The organism is Pseudomonas sp. FSL R10-2964 (assembly GCF_009600035.1).
Lineage (GTDB): Bacteria > Pseudomonadota > Gammaproteobacteria > Pseudomonadales > Pseudomonadaceae > Aquipseudomonas > Aquipseudomonas bubulae.
In genome coordinates this window covers 144,471-159,233 of sequence record NZ_WIWH01000001.1, presented here as the reverse complement: position 1 = coordinate 159,233, position 14,763 = coordinate 144,471, and the positions used below count along the sequence as shown (strand labels likewise).

Sequence of the window (14,763 nt, the reverse complement as noted above, 5' to 3'; positions counted from 1 at the left end):
TGTAGCAGCGAGCTTGTTGTGGGAGCGGGCTTGCTCGCGATGGCAACAACGCGGTCTGCCAGTCACACCACGGCGATCCAATCGCGAGCAAGCCCGCTCCCACAAAGGGTGTGCATTTTATTTTCAAAAAATGTGAGCCGATTTCGGATCTGGCGTGACAGAGAAGGTAAGCCACTTAGATTCTCATCCCCACAGGATCCCTCATGCCCGCTCAGCCCTTCCGTCTTACGTCCCTGGCCCGCTTGCTATTAGGTGCCAGTTTGAGTTTCAGCGTCCTGCCGATGGCGCTTGCCGACACCAAGGCTTACCACATCGCACCTTCAACGCTGGAAAACGCTCTCAACCAATTCGGACGCGAAGCCGGGGTGCTGATTTCGTTCAGCTCCGCCGCCGCCAGCGGTATTCAGAGCAAGGGCCTGGAAGGCACCTACGATCCAGAACAAGGCTTGCAAGCCCTGCTCGAAGGTACCGGCCTGCAAGCCCGCGCTGAAGGCCTGGGGGCATTCAGCCTGCAACCTGCAACCACCTCGACAGCTCCGGTAAGCATTGAGCTGGGCGCTTCCAGCGTGGTGGGTGACTGGCTCGGCGACGCGGCGCAAACCGATGTGTTCGAACACCCCGGCGCCCGCGACGTGATCCGTCGCGAAGAGTTTGAACGCCAGGGCGCTACCAGCGCCCGCGAAGTGCTCAATCGCATCCCCGGCGTCAACGCCCCGGAAAACAACGGTACCGGCAGCCACGACATGGCGCTCAACTTTGGTATCCGTGGGTTAAACCCACGCCTGGCAACCCGCTCCACCGTGTTGATGGACGGCATTCCCGTGCCCTTCGCCCCCTACGGTCAGCCGCAGCTGTCGTTTGCCCCCATCAGCATGGGCAATATGGATGCGGTAGACGTAGTGCGTGGCGGCGGTGCCGTGCGGTATGGGCCGCAGAACGTCGGCGGTATCGTCAACTTCGTGACCCGCGCCATTCCCGACGAACCGACTGTAAAAGTTGGCCTGCAAACCGAAACCAGCCCATCGTCCACCCAGGATGGCTTCAAGAAAACCGCCAACCTGCTGGCCGGCGGCACCGCCGACAACGGCCTCGGCGGCGCCCTGCTGTATTCCGGCGTGCGCGGCGGCGACTGGCGCCAGCATAGCGACACACGCATCGACGACCTGATCCTCAAGGGCAACTATCAGATCGACGAAGCCAACAGCCTGCACGCCATGGCCCAGTACTACGATGGCGAGGCCGATATGCCCGGCGGCCTGAGCACCGCGGCCTACAAGGCTGACCCGTATCAGTCGACCCGCCCGAACGACAAGTTCTGGGGCCGTCGCACCCTGGTCAACTTTGGCTATCGCTACCAGGAAGATCGCCGTGAATTCACCGTCAACAGCTTCTTCACCAAGACCCTGCGCAGCGGCTATCTGGACCAGGGCAGCTTCCTCTCGCTGTCACCGCGGGAATATTGGGTGCGCGGGATCGAAACCCGTATAGCCCAGGGCTTTGATCTGGGCAACAGCAGCCACGAAGTGGGCGCAGGTTATCGTTATATCAACGAAGCCGGCCATGAGTTGCGCTACCGCACGCCGATTGCCGCCAATGAACTGCCCACCACCAACAGCCGCAATGACCGCGACACCCGTGGTGCCACCGAAGCCCATGCATTCTTTATCGACGACAAGATCGACATCGGCAAATGGACCTTCACTCCGGGCATTCGCTACGAAATGATTGAACAACAGCAAACCAACTTGCTGACCAACGTCAAATACAAGGGCGACTACAACACTCCGCTTCCCGCCCTGAACGTGATGTACCACGTGACCGACAGCTGGAATCTGTATGCCAATACCGAAGGCTCCTTCGGCAGCGTGCAGTACAGCCAGATGCCGAACCGGGTCACCGGCGGCGAAGTAAAACCGGAAAAAGCGCGCACCTGGGAAATTGGCACTCGCTACGACAATGGCAACCTGCGCGCGGAGATCGGCGCATTTCTGATCAACTTCAACAACCAGTACGACAGCAACCAAACCACCGACACGGTGATCGCCCGGGGCAAGACCCGTCATCAGGGCATCGAGGCCAGCGTCAACTACGCGCTGGATGGCCTGAGCCCGGTACTGGCGGGGTTCGACGTATACGCCACCTATGCCTATGTTGACGCGACCATCCGCGAAGATGGGCCGAACAAAGGCAATCGTGTGCCGTTCTCCTCGAAAAACAAAGGCAGCATCGGCGTCGGCTATACCGAGGGGCCGTGGAAAGCCAACCTGGACAGCACCTTCCAAAGCAACCAGTTCGCCGACAACGCCAATACCCGCGCCGAAAGCGCTGACGGCAGCACCGGTTTGATCCCAGGCTATATGGTCTTCAACAGCCGTGTGGGCTATGACTTTGGCCACCAGCTGTCCGACCTTAACGTGGCTGTGGGGGTCAAAAACATCCTCAACCACGAGTATTACACCCGCTCGTTTGACGACAACAACAAGGGCAAATACGTGGGCGAGCCACGCACGCTCTATGTACAAACCTCTGTCGCATTTTGATTTAAATTGGCTAAAGCCCGCACACGCGGGCTTTTCCTACAGGCAAAGACTGACACCGGTCACGACTTGAAAGACTTCCTGAAAATAGTGCTTGAAATATTTGCTCATCGGCCCAAACACTGTAACTGAGCGATGACGATGAACCTTTGTACACCCAAGGCCGTCAGACCTCACACGAGCACGCTTATATAAGGGAAGAACTATGCTTACTCACGTCTTTTCCGATAAACACATCGACAGTGACAAACGCACCCAAGACTGGGTCACCGCTACTGTTGAAGTCACGCTCGAACGCCATTTGGAAGATCTGACCCGGGTCGAGGTCCATCTCAGTGATGAAAATGGCGGCAAGTCCGGTCCCAAGGACAAACGCTGCAAAATGGAGGCTCGACCTAAAGGACACCAGCCAATTCTCGTATCCCACGACGCTGATTCACTGACCCAGGCTGTGGAGGGTGCTGCTCAAAAACTGGAGCACGCTCTGGAGCACCTGTTCGGCAAGCTGCGTGGCAAACGTACAGTGACCCTCGCCCCGGAAGGGTTTGAGGCAAAAGAGCCAAAGCAGACCGCTGATGACTTGCTTGAAGAAGAGTTCCTGGAGAAAGAAAAGGAACTCGACAAGATCAGCTGATTGAACGTCAGTGAGGCACAAAAAAGGGCGGGCTTACCTTGGTAAGCCCGCCCTTTTTCATATGTAAAATCGACTTACAATTCCCCCTTCTCCACTTCCGGATGCTCGCCGGAACCGGCACCGGTCTTGCGATGAGGGTTCTCGATCTTCACCGACGGGAACTGCGAAGACGCATAGCGCACCACCAGAATGGCGAAGGCCAGCAACAGGATCGCCCCGGTCAGGTACACCACTCCCATGTCTGGCGGGTTGTGATGGGACACATTGGAAATCAGCAAGCGGGTCAGCGCCGTGATCGCCACATAAATCAGGAAGCGCACGGGCATGTGGTTGGTCTTGAAATAAATCCCGACCATTGCCCCCAGCTCGAGGTAGATAAACAGCAGCAGGATGTCATCAATCGTGATGTTGCCCTTCTCCACCATTCCCAGGAATTCCATCACCGCCGCCCAGGCAGTGACCGCGCCAATGGCAAACAATGCCAGGTAATGGAAGGTTTCGACGAACAGGTTGCCCATCGACTCGGCCAGTTCATGAACCTGGCGACGTAGCTTCTCAGCTTTGTTAACTCTCACGATGCAGCTCCTTGAATCGACTCGAACGGATCATCCGCGATGCACATGACGCTTTTAACATGCAGAAAAAAGGCCATGTGGCAGCCTGATGCTGCTCACTTAAGATGATGGCGGGCGGCAATTAGACACGTCGGGCGCCCGCTGCGCCTATCAATTACAGCTAGAGTGAAAAAGCCGCTATTCAAATCCCGATGATTGGCTTATCCTTTTAGCTGTATATAAATACAGTAATCGCTAGATAATTTACGTGAAGGCATATGAGGTGGTAAATGGCCGTCGAAGTGGTATACCGCAGCAGCCGAGATCTGGAGCGTTTGTTCATGGATAAAGCCGAAGCTGACCGTCATGACAAAATGCTGGAACTGGCAGAGTTGCTGGCCGAAGTGTTGCAAAAAGCTGTGCCGTCCCTGAACGAGCAGCAAGTCGAAGAAGCCGGTATCTACATGGCGAAAAATCGCGATGTGTTTGCCAAGGCATTCAAGAGCCAGCCGGACGCCCTGTCCGAGTTGCTGGTCGACAGCGAGTAATCGCCCCCGGTTCTCGCTTGACTCTCCCCTACGGGGCAGCCTCTACCCTCAAAGGCCCCCTTTGAGGTTGGCGTCATGATGAGCAAGCGAGTACTGGTGATTCTCGGTCACCCCGGCACGAACAGTTTCTGTAGCGCACTGGCAGACAGCTACATAGCTGCCGCCAAGGATGCCAGCCATGAAGTACGCATCATGCGCCTGGGCGCCCTGCGCTTCGACCCGGTGCTGCGCGAAGGCTATCAGGAGGTCCAGGCACTGGAGCCTGACCTGCTCCACGCCCAGGCCAACATCCTCTGGGCCGAACACCTGGTGCTGGTCTACCCGATCTGGTGGGGCGGAATCCCCGCATTGCTCAAAGGCTTTTTCGATCGCATCCTGCTGCCCGGTTTTGCCTTTCAATACCGCAAGGGCAAGGCTTTCCCCGACAAGCTACTGAAAGGCCGCAGCGCGCACCTGCTGGTGACGATGGACACCCCGCCGTGGTACTACAGATGGGTGTACCGCATGCCGGGGTTGCATCAGATACGCAAAACCACACTGGCGTTCTGTGGCATAAAACCCACCGCCACCCTGACGTTTGGCCCCATCCTGAACGCCACGCCTCATCAAAGAGACGCCTGGCTTCTAGAGGCACGCAAGCTCGCCACTCGATAATTCGGCGGGCGGCGATTAAAAGGACTTTTCATGTACATCGGCAAAGCCGCCCAATTGTCGGGCACCACCGTCAAAAGCATTCGCCACTACGAAGAAATCGGCCTGTTACCTGCACCGCAACGCCGTGGCGCTTATCGCATCTACAGCGAGCAAAGCGTTGAACTGCTGACATTTATCAAATGCGCGCAACAGCTGGGCTTCAAGCTCAAGGAAATGCAGGCCATCCTTGATCAACACCGCGGCCAGACGCTGCCATGGGAGGTCGTGAGCAACGCCATCGCCCGCAAAAAACACGCCGTAATGAATCAGATCGAAGCGTTGCAACAGGTGCATGCGGGGTTGGAAGAGTTTGAAACACGCTTTGCCATGGAAGGCCCGGAACTGGACCTGGCCTGTGTTCAGTCCTTGGGGTACAACAATTGATGAGCCAGCTCGTCCGAAACCCGTGCCGGTGAACGCTTTTCGGCCTGGGCGTGAGCATAGATGCCGGTCAGGCGCTGACTGATCTGCAGCAACTGCTGGTTGATGGCCTCGGGGGCGGCACCTTCATGGGTCAGGGCCATATAGATCAGCCCGCCGGAATTGATGACGTAATCCGGGGCATACAAAATCCCCCGCCGCTCGAGCTGATCGGCCACTTGTAGATTGGTCAGCTGGTTATTGGCACACCCGGCCACAGCCGAGCAGCGCAGTTGCGCGACGCTGTGCCAGTTCAATACGCCGCCCAGACCACACGGCGCAAGGATATCGCAGGGTGTGCTGAGCAAGGCTTCGCAGGCAATCGGGTGCGCCCCCAGTTGTTCCATGGCCAGGCGCACTTTGCCGGGGTCGGTATCGCAGACCAGCAATTCGGCGCCCGCAGCATGCAGCTGTTCGGCCAGCGCGTAACCCACTTTGCCCAGGCCCTGCACCGCCACCCGCAAACCTTCGAGGTTGTCGCTACCCAATCGCGACGATGCGGTGCTGCGAATGCCGGCAAAAACCCCCATGGCCGTATGCGGCGAAGGATCCCCCGCAGCAGTGGTGCTGGTGACATGCCGGGTGTGCTGGGCAATGCAGTCCATATCGGCAGTGGAGGTGCCGCTGTCAATTGCCGTGATATAGCGCCCGTCCAGTTGGTCCACACAGCGACCAAAAGCCTCAAACAGCGCCGCGCGACTATCAACGTGGGCCGCACGCACCACCACCGCCTGCCCCCCTCCAACAGCCAGCCCTGCCAGCGCGGCTTTGTAGCTCATGTCTTGGGCCAGGCGGATGGCATCACCGACTGCACTTTCGTCATTGGGGTAAGCAAGATAACGACAGCCCCCCAGCGCCGGCCCCAGGCGAGTGTTGTGGATGGCTATCACGGCTTTAAGGCCTGTAACGGGGTCTACACTAAGGTGCAGCGACTCGAGCTGAGCGCTTTGCATAAGAGCAAACATCATCAGGCCCTCGAACGATTATGGGTAAACGCCAGTATAGGTGGCGCCAGAAAATTCGTTGAAGAGCTCAGGAATAAGCCTGCGCGGTTTTCAGGGTTTCGGACATATCCCGGCGGGATAGGTTTCTGTGGGAGCGGGCTTGCTCGCGATGCAGGCAATGCGGTTATTACGCAAGACCGCGTTGATTCGATCGCGAGCAAGCCCGCTCCCACACACAGAGTGAAGTCAGGCAGGCGTGTCAGGCTGATTGGCCGGATGCGCCAGGATAAAGGCCGGGTGTTGCTCAGCCAGCGCTGCCACTCGGGCAATGCGCGGGTACGCCGCCATTGGCACGCCAAAACGCTGCGCCGCGTACAGCTGAGGGATCAAATACACATCCGCCAACCCGGGCTGCGCGCCAAAGCAGTAACCTTCGTCACCGATCAACTGCTCGATGGCTGCCAGCCCTTGGCCGATCCAGTGACCGATCCACTCCACCACCTGCTCCTCATCCTGCCCCAACTGGCGCAGGCGATTGAGCACGCTGACGTTGTGCAACGGGTGGATATCACAAGCAACCAGAGCCGCTACCCCCCGTTCATGAGCGCGGGTGGCGAGGTCAGCGGACAGCAACGCCACCTGGGGATAGCGCTCTTCAAGGTACTCGATGATTGCTGGCGACTGGGTCAAGACGCAGCCTTCATCGGTACGCAAGGCCGGCACGCGGCCCTGCGGGTTGATGGCCAGATACGCCGGCTGACGGTGTTCACCGCCAGCCGGTACGAGCAGATTGACCGGCACCGCCTGATAATCCAGCCCTTTCAGGGCCAGCGCGATACGCACCCGGTAAGACGAGGTTGAGCGGTAATAGGTGAAGAGTTCCATGACCCGCTCCTTTTAGCGCGCGGCAACAACCTTGCCCCGGCACTCGCCAAAACCGATGGAAGCATGGCCTTCACGGGCGCAGCGGGCACGCAGGATGATTTCGTCACCATCCTCCAGAAATTTACGCACTTCGCCTGAAGCCAGTTCTATCGGGTGTTTACCGCCCTCGGTGATTTCCAGCAGGCTGCCCAGTTGCGAACGGGCCGGGCCCGACAAGGTGCCCGAACCGAACAGGTCACCGGACTGCAACTGGCAGCCGTTGACGCTGTGGTGAGCCACCAGTTGGGCCGCGGTCCAGTACATGTTCAGGCTGTTGCTCAAGCCCAGACGATGGGCTGGCAGGTTCTGCTCACGCATCGCCTCGGTCAGCAGCAGCACTTCAAGTTCGATATCCAGCGCGCCATTGGCCTGATCCCTGGTATCGAGCAGGTAAGCCAGTGGCTGTGGATCACCCTCAGGACGGGCCGGTTGCGCGCGACGGAATGGTTCCAGCGCCTCGGCACTCACCACCCACGGCGAGATACTGGTGATAAAGCTTTTGGACAGAAACGGGCCCAGCGGCTGGTATTCCCAGGCCTGGATGTCCCGTGCCGACCAGTCATTGAGCAGGCAGAAGCCGGCAATGTGCTCTGCAGCTTCGCTGACCGGGATGGCATCGCCCATGTCATTGCCTTTGCCAACCCAGATGCCCAGTTCCAGTTCGTAGTCCAGGCGGGCGCACGGGCCAAAGGTTGGCTCGGTCTGCCCGGCAGGCAAGGTCTGGCCTTTAGGGCGCCGAACTTCGGCACCGGACGGGCGAATGGTCGAGGCGCGCCCGTGATAGCCAATCGGCACATACTTGTAGTTGGGCAGCAGCGGGTTGTCCGGGCGGAACAGCTTGCCGACGTTTTTGGCGTGCTCAATGCCCACATAAAAGTCGGTGTAGTCGCCGATTTTGGCCGGCAGGTGCATCTGGCAATCAGCTGCCAGTGGCAGCAGGCGGGAACCCTGGGCTTCGATTTTGCCGCGCAGGGAACTGCCCTCCCCCAGCAGTTCCTGCAAACGCTCGCGCAGGGCAACCCGGGCGCCCCGATCCAGGGCAAAGTAGCTATTCAACGCCCCGCCCAACGAAGCCTCTACGGCTATCTTGGCCTGACCTTCAAACAGCCCCGCTGCCAGCCCGGCTTCCAGGTCGAAAATGGCATCGCCAATAGCCACCCCGCTACGTGGCGCCGAGCCATCAATGCTGAAAATGCCCATGGGCAGGTTTTGCAGGGGGAAGTCGCTGTGGCCGTTGGCGGAGGCGATCCAGCTGCGGGTCAAAGTGGACTGGGTCATGGGTTATCTCCGGTTCGGGGTGAAGGTCACGGGCAGCGTGGCCCAGCAAGCGTCGTAGTTCGATTGCAGCTGCGGGCACTCCAGGGCGAACCGGCTGGGGCGCAACACCTGGCTGGTTTCGAACATAAAGGCCATGGTGTTTTCGATCTTGCTGGGTTGCAGCTCGGCCGCAATGGCTTTGGTACAGGTTTCGCCGTCCGGCCCGTGGGCGCTCATGCAGCTGTGCAGCGATGCACCGCCGGGCAGGAAGCCTTCGGCCTTGGCATCGTAACTGCCCTGGATCAGGCCCATGAATTCGTTCATCAGGTTGCGGTGGAACCAGGGTGGCCGGAAAGTGTTTTCAGCCACCATCCAGCGCGGCGGGAAAATCACGAAATCGAGGTTGGCCAGTCCCGGTACGCTGGTAGGCGAAGTCAAAACAGTAAAAATCGATGGATCGGGATGATCGAAGCTGACAGTGCCGATGGTGTTGAAGCGGCGCAGATCGTATTTGTACGGCACGTTGTTGCCATGCCAGGCCACTACGTTGAGCGGCGAATGATCCAGCTCGCAGCCCCACAACTCACCAAGAAATTTTTGCACCAGTTGCGTAGGGAGCGCACCGTCTTCGTAGTGGGCGAGCGGAGTCAGAAAGTCGCGAGGGTTGGCCAGGCCATTACTGCCAATCGGCCCCAGATCAGGCAGGCGCAGCGGTGCACCATGGTTCTCGGCAACATAGCCGCGGGCCTGCGGGTCAAGCAACTCGACACGAAACTTGAGACCGCGAGGGATGACCGCGATCTCCAGAGGCTGCAGATCCAGACGCCCCAGTTCGGTACAAATGCGCAAACGCCCCGACTCTGGAACCAGCAACATTTCGCCGTCGGCATTGAAAAACACCCGCTGCATCGAAGTATTGGCGCAGTAATGGTAAATGCTGATGCCCGAGGGTTTATCCGACCCGCCATTGGCCACCATGCCCACCAGACCGTCGATAAAATCCGTAGCCTCGGCAGGAATCGGCAGCGGGTTCCAGCGCAAGCGATTCGGCGTCACCGTGCCCAACGGGCCACCAGCCAGTTGCCGCTCCAGTTTGACGAACGCCGGATGGTTGGCTGACGGCTGGATGCGGTACATCCACGTACGCCGCGCCTCGCTGCGCACCATGGTGAACGCAGTTCCGGAAAACAATTCGGCGTACAGACCGTAGGGGGCTTTTTGCGGGGAGTTCTGACCCACCGGCAGGGCGCCGGGCAATGCTTCGCTGCTGAATTCGTTGCCAAACCCGGACAGATAGCCAAGACCTGACAAAGGCGAATCGACGTTCATGGAGCCTCCAGCATGGAGAAGGCAGATGACTGCGCCCTGCGCTGAAGGCATTTGCGCGTCGCTGCGTTATTTTTATCGTAATTCAATTACGCATAACGTAATTTGATTGGTAACAAGCGTCAAGCTATAAAGACGCCCATTCGTCCCGAGATATAAACACTTCCATGGAAAAGCCCCGCAGCAGCAACGACAGCACCGGCAAACAAAAAGTGCGTTCGGCCGAGGTCGGCACTGACATCCTCAAGGCGCTGGCCGAGCTCTCACCCTCCACGTCGCTGTCGCGCCTGGCCGAACACGTGCAAATGCCCGCGAGCAAGGTGCATCGCTATTTACAGGCACTGATTGCCAGCGGGTTTGCCGAGCAAAATGTCGCCACCAATCATTACGGTTTGGGGCGCGAGGCGTTGCGTGTGGGACTGGCTGCGCTCAACAGCATGGATGTGCTCAAGGTCGCCAGCCTGCCCCTGGCCGAACTGCGCGACGACTTGAACGAAACCTGCTTTTTGGCGGTGTGGGGTAACCAGGGCGCGACCGTGGTGCATATCGAGCCGGCGGTGCGGGCGGTCACGGTGGTGACCCAGCTGGGCTCGGTATTGCCATTGCTGAGCTCATCCACGGGGCTGGTGTTCAACGCTTTTTTACCGGATCGCGAAACCGCCGACTTGCGCGAACTGGAGTTCAAGACCGATCAGGTGCATCCGCTGCAAACACCTGCAGCCTACGTCGCACTTGGCAGTCAAATCCGCCAGCGCGGCCTGCACTTCGTCCATGGCTTGCTGATGCCTGGCGTCGATGCCTTGTCGGCCCCGGTGTTCAATGCGACCGGTCAGGTGGCGGCCGTACTGACAGTGGTTGGTCCCACCTCCCTGTTCCACGCCGATGAAAACGGGCCCGCAGCCAAACGCTTGTTGGCCGCGAGCCAGGCCATCAGTTGGCGGATGGGTTATCAGCCAGCCTGACAGCTCATTGTTTTAGACCATCCACTCGTATTTGGCCTCATCGAGCAGGTCTTTCATCATCTGCTCGATGTCGGCCATGGACGGTTGATCCACTCGCAGGCTGTCATCGAATGTCCAGGACCGGGAAAACACCCCCGACTCCCAGTCATCATGGGCCTGCACAGCACCCCACTCCAGCGTATCCACACCCAGGCCAAGCAGGCTCTGACTGTACGTCAGGGTCTGGTCAACGATGTTGTTCACCGTATTGAGATAGATGCTTCTGCAATCCAGGCCCTGGGGCTGGAGTCGCTCGTCAAGAAACGAGCGCACGCGCTCGATCACTTCTGCGCTGGGTTTGAGGCTGAAGCTGTTGATCGGCGATGCGGGTTTTTCATTACGGGTCATGGTGAACCTCCTGTCAGTGCTCCAGGCCCATCCGGCGTCGTGCACGGTTCAAGTCGACCTGGAGAGTCCGTGTGAAGGCTCATTCAACACCGTGACGACAGCAGGTGTGCGGCACATAGTTACCGCACAAGGACTGTTGCCGTAGCTGTAATACAGATTGTCCCAAACCGGGCTTACTCCGCTGCGGGCCAGCCCTTAAGCTTGCCGGACTTCGCAACACGGACACGCATCGAGTCGCATCGACTCTGCTCTCCCCGATTTACCCTGACGTTGATTTGTAGCTCCTTGATGAACGTCTTCCTTGGCCGCTGTTTTACAGCGGCCTTTTTTATGCTGCCCAAAAAATTCTGTGGGAGCGGGCTTGCTCGCGATGGCATCGACACGGTTTTTCAGTCAGACCGAGTTGAGTCAATCGCGAGCAAGCCCGTTCCCACGGGGTATGTGGCGGGTTTAAGAACTAGAACACCATCGCCAGCAACGGCGCGGCAAACAGGTTAAGGATGCCCGTCAGCACCATCACCAGCCCTGCTACCGAGCCTTCCTCACTGCCCACTTCGCGGGCACGGCTGACCCCTGCGCCATGAGCGCCGATACCAAACAGGGCGCCCCGGGCCAGACTGCTGCGCAGCGGCAGCCACTTGAGCAAAATACCGCCCAGCAACGCGCCAAACACACCGGTGAACATTACAAACACCGCCGTGAGCTCAGGTACGCCACCCAGATCCTGTGCCAGCGGCATGGCAAACGGTGTGGTGATGGAGCGCGGCACCAGCGACATGGTCAATGAGGTGTCCAGCGCCAGCGCCCGGGCCAGCCAGAATGAACTGCCAATGGATGCCGCGCTGCCCGCCAGCATCCCCAGCAGCAACGCCACCCAGTGACGGGCCAGCAAATTGCGTTGCTGCCAGATCGGTACGGCAAAGGCCACCGTTACCGGCCCCAGAACCAGCATCAGCCAATGGGTATTGCTTGAGTATTCAGCATAGGCAGTGTGCAACGGCACGGCCACGGCTAGCAGCAAGGCCGGGACCAGGATCAGCGGAGACAACAGGTATCGCCCGGTACGCCGGTACAGCCAGCGGCTGAAGGCGTAGGTCAACAGCGTGAACAGCAGCCAGAACATGGGCATCAGTTCAAACTTCATGACGCATCCTCCAGCGGCACACCGCTTCCACCGTAAACGCCGTCACCACCATCACCAGCAAGGTACTCACGCCAATGACCAACAGGATGCGCCAACCTTCATCACGCACGATTACACCGTAATCAAGCAGGCTCATGAGTGCAGGGATGAAAAACAACAGCATTTCGGCCATCAACACACCGGCCCCCAATTGCAGGGTCGCCGGTCTGACCCAGCCCAGGGCAAACGCCAGCAACAGCAGCGCCATGCCCACCACCCCGCCCGGGATCGGCAAGTGCCCCCAGGTTGCCAGCTGGCAGCCCAGAAAATACAGCGCCAACAAAACGGCCAGTTCACTGACCAACCGACCCAGGCGTTTTACATCGAAGCGTTTCATGTTGTTTCCATTTCAGACAGGTTTCCAGTTTAAAGAGCCTGCTAACATCCCGGAAACGAATTGTCAGACTTGTAGCCATTCCAAAATGGAATCATGCCAATGGAATTCAAACACCTGCGCACCTTTGTCGAAGTCGCCCGCCAGGGCGGTTTTACACCCGCCTCCCACAGCTTGCATATCAGCCAGTCAGCGGTGAGCAAACAAGTGGCGCAGCTCGAGCACAGCCTCGGTACACCGCTGTTCGACCGCCTGGGTTCTCAGGTGCGGCTGACGGCAGCGGGCAATGTGGTGTTGCAGCGAGCCGAAGGCATGCTGCGCTTGCATCGGGAGTTGTTGAGCGAGCTGGACGACTTGAGCCAGATGACCCGGGGGGAACTGCGGGTGGGCCTGCCGCTGCTGGGCAGCAACACCCTGTTTGCCGGGCTGTTTGCCGAATACCGTCGACGCTACCCGAATATCCGGGTGCAGTTGCTCGAAGAAGGCAGCTTGAATATCGAACAGGCCGTTTTGAGCGGCGAACTGGAGCTGGGCGGCAGCCTGACCCCGAATAATCCCGCCTTTGCTTATCAGCCGTTTTGTGACGAGCCGCTGGATGTTCTGCTCCCGGCCGATCATCCGCTGGCCGAGGGGCCTGGCGTAAGACTTGAGCAATTGGCTGATACGCCCTTTTTGCTCTACCAGCGCAGCTTTGTGCTCAACGACCGGGTGCTCAAAGCCTGCCAGCAGTCAGGCTTTACCCCCAACGAAGGCGGGCGCAGTGGCCAGGCGGATTTTCTGGTGGCATTGGTGGCTGCAGGCCAGGGCGTAGTGTTGCTGCCCAGTGTGGTCGCCCGCGGGCTGGTGCGCCCCGGGGTGGTGCGGCTCAAACTGCTCGCACCGGATGACTTGCGCTGGGATATCGCGTTTATCTGGCGTGATGGCGCGTATCTGTCACGGGCAGCCCAGGCCTGGCTTGAGCTGCTGCGTGAACGCCCGGTTACGGCTTCAGTGTTTTGATCAGTTCTGCAATCCACGGCTCGGAGTCTTCCTCCGGAGTCACCGTGACGCTGGAGTCCAAACGCAGCATCGGCAGCACTTCACGCACGCCAAGCTCGGCAAACAGTTCGCGCATTTGCTCACCACCGCCACAAAACGTGTCACCGTAACTTTCATCACCCAGGGCAATCACTGCCCCAGGCAGCCCGCGCCAGGCGCCTGGCAACTGGTCACGGATGGCGCTGTACAGCGGCACGAGATTGTCCGGCAGCTCGCCCATGCCCGTGGTCGAGGTCACCGCCAGCAGCGCTTCGGGAGCAAACGCCTGGAGATCGGCCAAAGTGGCGCGGGTATTGAGCAAAACCTCAAAACCGGCATCGGTCAGCAGTTGTTTCGCATTGCGGGCGACTTCTTCAGCGGTGCCGTACACCGAGCCGGAAAGGATGGCGACTTTCATCAATCTGATCCTGTAGCTGACTAAAAGCCTGGGATATTAACAGGTCTGGCAGCGATGCCTTACCATGCGCCCATCTGTATGCCTCTCTGGAGAACCACTCAATGATCAACGCCCGTTTATTACAACGCATGGTGGACGCGTCCCAGGACGGCATTGTCGTTGCCGAACAAGAAGGTGAAGACAACATCCTGATTTATGCAAACAACGCCTTTGAAACCCTCACCGGCTACAGCCGCGACGACATCCTCTATCAGGACTGCCGCTTCTTGCAGGCCGGCGACCGTGACCAGCAGGGCCTGCAATTGATCCGCGAGGCGATTGCCAGCGGTCAGCCCACCCGCCAGATCCTGCGCAACTATCGCAAGGACGGCACGCACTTCTGGAATGAACTGTCGATCACGCCGGTGTTTAACGAAAACGACAAGCTGACATACTTTATTGGCGTGCAAAAAGACGTCACCTTGCAGGTAAAGGCCCAGCAGCGGGTCGCCCAGCTCGAAGCCCGACTGGCCTCGGTTCAGGCTGAACTGCAGGCGCTCAAGGCGACGAGCGGATTAAACAAAACGTAGAAATTACGGTCTGATAGTCGCTGTGACGATTTTTCAGACACCTTTTCGAGCTTTAT

Annotated in this window: 17 protein-coding genes; 8 read left to right on the top strand and 9 right to left on the bottom strand. The window is 58.9% G+C overall.

Annotation, left to right across the window (positions count from 1 at the left end; all coding sequences use genetic code 11):
- Positions 1 to 203: 203 nt before the first annotated feature.
- Both fecA and GHN92_RS00805 read left to right on the top strand, forming a co-directional pair.
- The gene (fecA, locus tag GHN92_RS00810; protein WP_133144305.1) at positions 204 to 2,540 is read left to right on the top strand and encodes a TonB-dependent Fe(3+) dicitrate receptor FecA; all 2,337 of its coding nucleotides are present in this window, start codon (positions 204 to 206) and stop codon (positions 2,538 to 2,540) included.
- A 202-nt stretch (positions 2,541 to 2,742) separates the two neighbouring features.
- A complete protein-coding gene (locus GHN92_RS00805; RefSeq protein WP_095001183.1) occupies positions 2,743 to 3,171 on the top strand; it encodes an HPF/RaiA family ribosome-associated protein in 429 nt (142 codons plus the stop codon).
- A 74-nt stretch (positions 3,172 to 3,245) separates the two neighbouring features.
- Here the strand turns inward: GHN92_RS00805 and GHN92_RS00800 are convergent, their stop codons facing one another.
- Complete coding sequence (locus tag GHN92_RS00800) at positions 3,246 to 3,746, bottom strand: phosphate-starvation-inducible protein PsiE (RefSeq protein ID WP_016781843.1); 501 nt, start codon at positions 3,744 to 3,746, stop codon at positions 3,246 to 3,248.
- A 269-nt stretch (positions 3,747 to 4,015) separates the two neighbouring features.
- Between GHN92_RS00800 and GHN92_RS00795 the strand changes: the two genes are divergently transcribed.
- The 3 genes from GHN92_RS00795 to GHN92_RS00785 all read left to right on the top strand — a co-directional run bounded on the left by GHN92_RS00795 (position 4,016) and on the right by GHN92_RS00785 (position 5,350).
- The gene (locus GHN92_RS00795; RefSeq protein ID WP_016781842.1) at positions 4,016 to 4,273 is read left to right on the top strand and encodes a YebG family protein; all 258 of its coding nucleotides are present in this window, start codon (positions 4,016 to 4,018) and stop codon (positions 4,271 to 4,273) included.
- A 78-nt stretch (positions 4,274 to 4,351) separates the two neighbouring features.
- The gene (locus tag GHN92_RS00790; RefSeq protein ID WP_095001390.1) at positions 4,352 to 4,927 is read left to right on the top strand and encodes an NAD(P)H-dependent oxidoreductase; all 576 of its coding nucleotides are present in this window, start codon (positions 4,352 to 4,354) and stop codon (positions 4,925 to 4,927) included.
- 30 nt (positions 4,928 to 4,957) lie between these two features.
- A complete protein-coding gene (locus GHN92_RS00785; protein WP_095018224.1) occupies positions 4,958 to 5,350 on the top strand; it encodes a MerR family transcriptional regulator in 393 nt (130 codons plus the stop codon).
- On the opposite strand, the gene GHN92_RS00780 is transcribed toward GHN92_RS00785, so the two are convergent.
- The 4 genes from GHN92_RS00780 to hmgA form a co-directional block, all read right to left on the bottom strand.
- The gene (locus tag GHN92_RS00780) at positions 5,326 to 6,351 is read right to left on the bottom strand and encodes a Glu/Leu/Phe/Val dehydrogenase dimerization domain-containing protein (protein WP_095018259.1); all 1,026 of its coding nucleotides are present in this window, start codon (positions 6,349 to 6,351) and stop codon (positions 5,326 to 5,328) included. The genes GHN92_RS00785 and GHN92_RS00780 overlap by 25 nt on opposite strands.
- A 225-nt stretch (positions 6,352 to 6,576) precedes the next feature.
- Complete coding sequence (maiA, locus tag GHN92_RS00775) at positions 6,577 to 7,215, bottom strand: maleylacetoacetate isomerase (protein ID WP_095001181.1); 639 nt, start codon at positions 7,213 to 7,215, stop codon at positions 6,577 to 6,579.
- A gap of 12 nt (positions 7,216 to 7,227) precedes the next feature.
- Positions 7,228 to 8,532, bottom strand: a complete 1,305-nt coding sequence (gene fahA, locus GHN92_RS00770) for a fumarylacetoacetase (protein ID WP_130871992.1) — start codon at positions 8,530 to 8,532, stop codon at positions 7,228 to 7,230.
- A 3-nt stretch (positions 8,533 to 8,535) separates the two neighbouring features.
- Entirely contained in the window at positions 8,536 to 9,840 is a 1,305-nt protein-coding gene (gene hmgA, locus GHN92_RS00765) for a homogentisate 1,2-dioxygenase (RefSeq protein WP_133144308.1), read from the bottom strand.
- A gap of 164 nt (positions 9,841 to 10,004) precedes the next feature.
- Here hmgA and GHN92_RS00760 point away from each other — a divergent pair, with 164 nt between their 5' ends.
- The gene (locus GHN92_RS00760; RefSeq protein ID WP_133144309.1) at positions 10,005 to 10,799 is read left to right on the top strand and encodes an IclR family transcriptional regulator; all 795 of its coding nucleotides are present in this window, start codon (positions 10,005 to 10,007) and stop codon (positions 10,797 to 10,799) included.
- Between the two features lie 12 nt (positions 10,800 to 10,811).
- Here GHN92_RS00760 and GHN92_RS00755 read toward each other — a convergent pair whose 3' ends face one another.
- The 3 genes from GHN92_RS00755 to GHN92_RS00745 all read right to left on the bottom strand — a co-directional run bounded on the left by GHN92_RS00755 (position 10,812) and on the right by GHN92_RS00745 (position 12,706).
- Positions 10,812 to 11,186: a hypothetical protein gene (locus GHN92_RS00755; protein WP_095001177.1), complete on the bottom strand. Its 375-nt coding sequence runs from the start codon at positions 11,184 to 11,186 to the stop codon at positions 10,812 to 10,814.
- Between the two features lie 457 nt (positions 11,187 to 11,643).
- Positions 11,644 to 12,330: an LrgB family protein gene (locus GHN92_RS00750; RefSeq protein WP_095023067.1), complete on the bottom strand. Its 687-nt coding sequence runs from the start codon at positions 12,328 to 12,330 to the stop codon at positions 11,644 to 11,646.
- Entirely contained in the window at positions 12,320 to 12,706 is a 387-nt protein-coding gene (locus GHN92_RS00745) for a CidA/LrgA family protein (RefSeq protein ID WP_095001174.1), read from the bottom strand. The genes GHN92_RS00750 and GHN92_RS00745 overlap by 11 nt, the downstream gene beginning before the upstream one ends.
- A gap of 99 nt (positions 12,707 to 12,805) precedes the next feature.
- Between GHN92_RS00745 and GHN92_RS00740 the strand changes: the two genes are divergently transcribed.
- Positions 12,806 to 13,702 (top strand): LysR family transcriptional regulator, encoded by an 897-nt coding sequence (locus GHN92_RS00740; protein ID WP_095001173.1) that lies wholly within the window; start codon positions 12,806 to 12,808, stop codon positions 13,700 to 13,702.
- Here GHN92_RS00740 and GHN92_RS00735 read toward each other — a convergent pair.
- Positions 13,683 to 14,138: a flavodoxin gene (locus tag GHN92_RS00735; protein ID WP_095001172.1), complete on the bottom strand. Its 456-nt coding sequence runs from the start codon at positions 14,136 to 14,138 to the stop codon at positions 13,683 to 13,685. The genes GHN92_RS00740 and GHN92_RS00735 overlap by 20 nt on opposite strands.
- Before the next feature lie 101 nt (positions 14,139 to 14,239).
- Between GHN92_RS00735 and GHN92_RS00730 the strand changes: the two genes are divergently transcribed.
- A complete protein-coding gene (locus GHN92_RS00730) occupies positions 14,240 to 14,707 on the top strand; it encodes a PAS domain-containing protein (protein ID WP_095001171.1) in 468 nt (155 codons plus the stop codon).
- Positions 14,708 to 14,763: the final 56 nt, after the last annotated feature.

Bases quoted from the DNA above. Each gene is read 5' to 3' on its own strand.
- GHN92_RS00730 (WP_095001171.1), top strand. From the start codon at position 14,240: ATGATCAACGCCCGTTTATTACAACGCATGGTGGACGCGTCCCAGGAC.
- GHN92_RS00745 (WP_095001174.1), bottom strand. From the start codon at position 12,706: ATGAAACGCTTCGATGTAAAACGCCTGGGTCGGTTGGTCAGTGAACTG.
- GHN92_RS00740 (WP_095001173.1), top strand. From the start codon at position 12,806: ATGGAATTCAAACACCTGCGCACCTTTGTCGAAGTCGCCCGCCAGGGC.
- fahA (WP_130871992.1), bottom strand. From the start codon at position 8,532: ATGACCCAGTCCACTTTGACCCGCAGCTGGATCGCCTCCGCCAACGGC.
- GHN92_RS00780 (WP_095018259.1), bottom strand. From the start codon at position 6,351: ATGTTTGCTCTTATGCAAAGCGCTCAGCTCGAGTCGCTGCACCTTAGT.
- GHN92_RS00755 (WP_095001177.1), bottom strand. From the start codon at position 11,186: ATGACCCGTAATGAAAAACCCGCATCGCCGATCAACAGCTTCAGCCTC.
- maiA (WP_095001181.1), bottom strand. From the start codon at position 7,215: ATGGAACTCTTCACCTATTACCGCTCAACCTCGTCTTACCGGGTGCGT.
- GHN92_RS00790 (WP_095001390.1), top strand. From the start codon at position 4,352: ATGAGCAAGCGAGTACTGGTGATTCTCGGTCACCCCGGCACGAACAGT.
- GHN92_RS00760 (WP_133144309.1), top strand. From the start codon at position 10,005: ATGGAAAAGCCCCGCAGCAGCAACGACAGCACCGGCAAACAAAAAGTG.
- GHN92_RS00785 (WP_095018224.1), top strand. From the start codon at position 4,958: ATGTACATCGGCAAAGCCGCCCAATTGTCGGGCACCACCGTCAAAAGC.
- fecA (WP_133144305.1), top strand. From the start codon at position 204: ATGCCCGCTCAGCCCTTCCGTCTTACGTCCCTGGCCCGCTTGCTATTA.
- GHN92_RS00805 (WP_095001183.1), top strand. From the start codon at position 2,743: ATGCTTACTCACGTCTTTTCCGATAAACACATCGACAGTGACAAACGC.
- GHN92_RS00795 (WP_016781842.1), top strand. From the start codon at position 4,016: ATGGCCGTCGAAGTGGTATACCGCAGCAGCCGAGATCTGGAGCGTTTG.
- hmgA (WP_133144308.1), bottom strand. From the start codon at position 9,840: ATGAACGTCGATTCGCCTTTGTCAGGTCTTGGCTATCTGTCCGGGTTT.
- GHN92_RS00735 (WP_095001172.1), bottom strand. From the start codon at position 14,138: ATGAAAGTCGCCATCCTTTCCGGCTCGGTGTACGGCACCGCTGAAGAA.
- GHN92_RS00750 (WP_095023067.1), bottom strand. From the start codon at position 12,330: ATGAAGTTTGAACTGATGCCCATGTTCTGGCTGCTGTTCACGCTGTTG.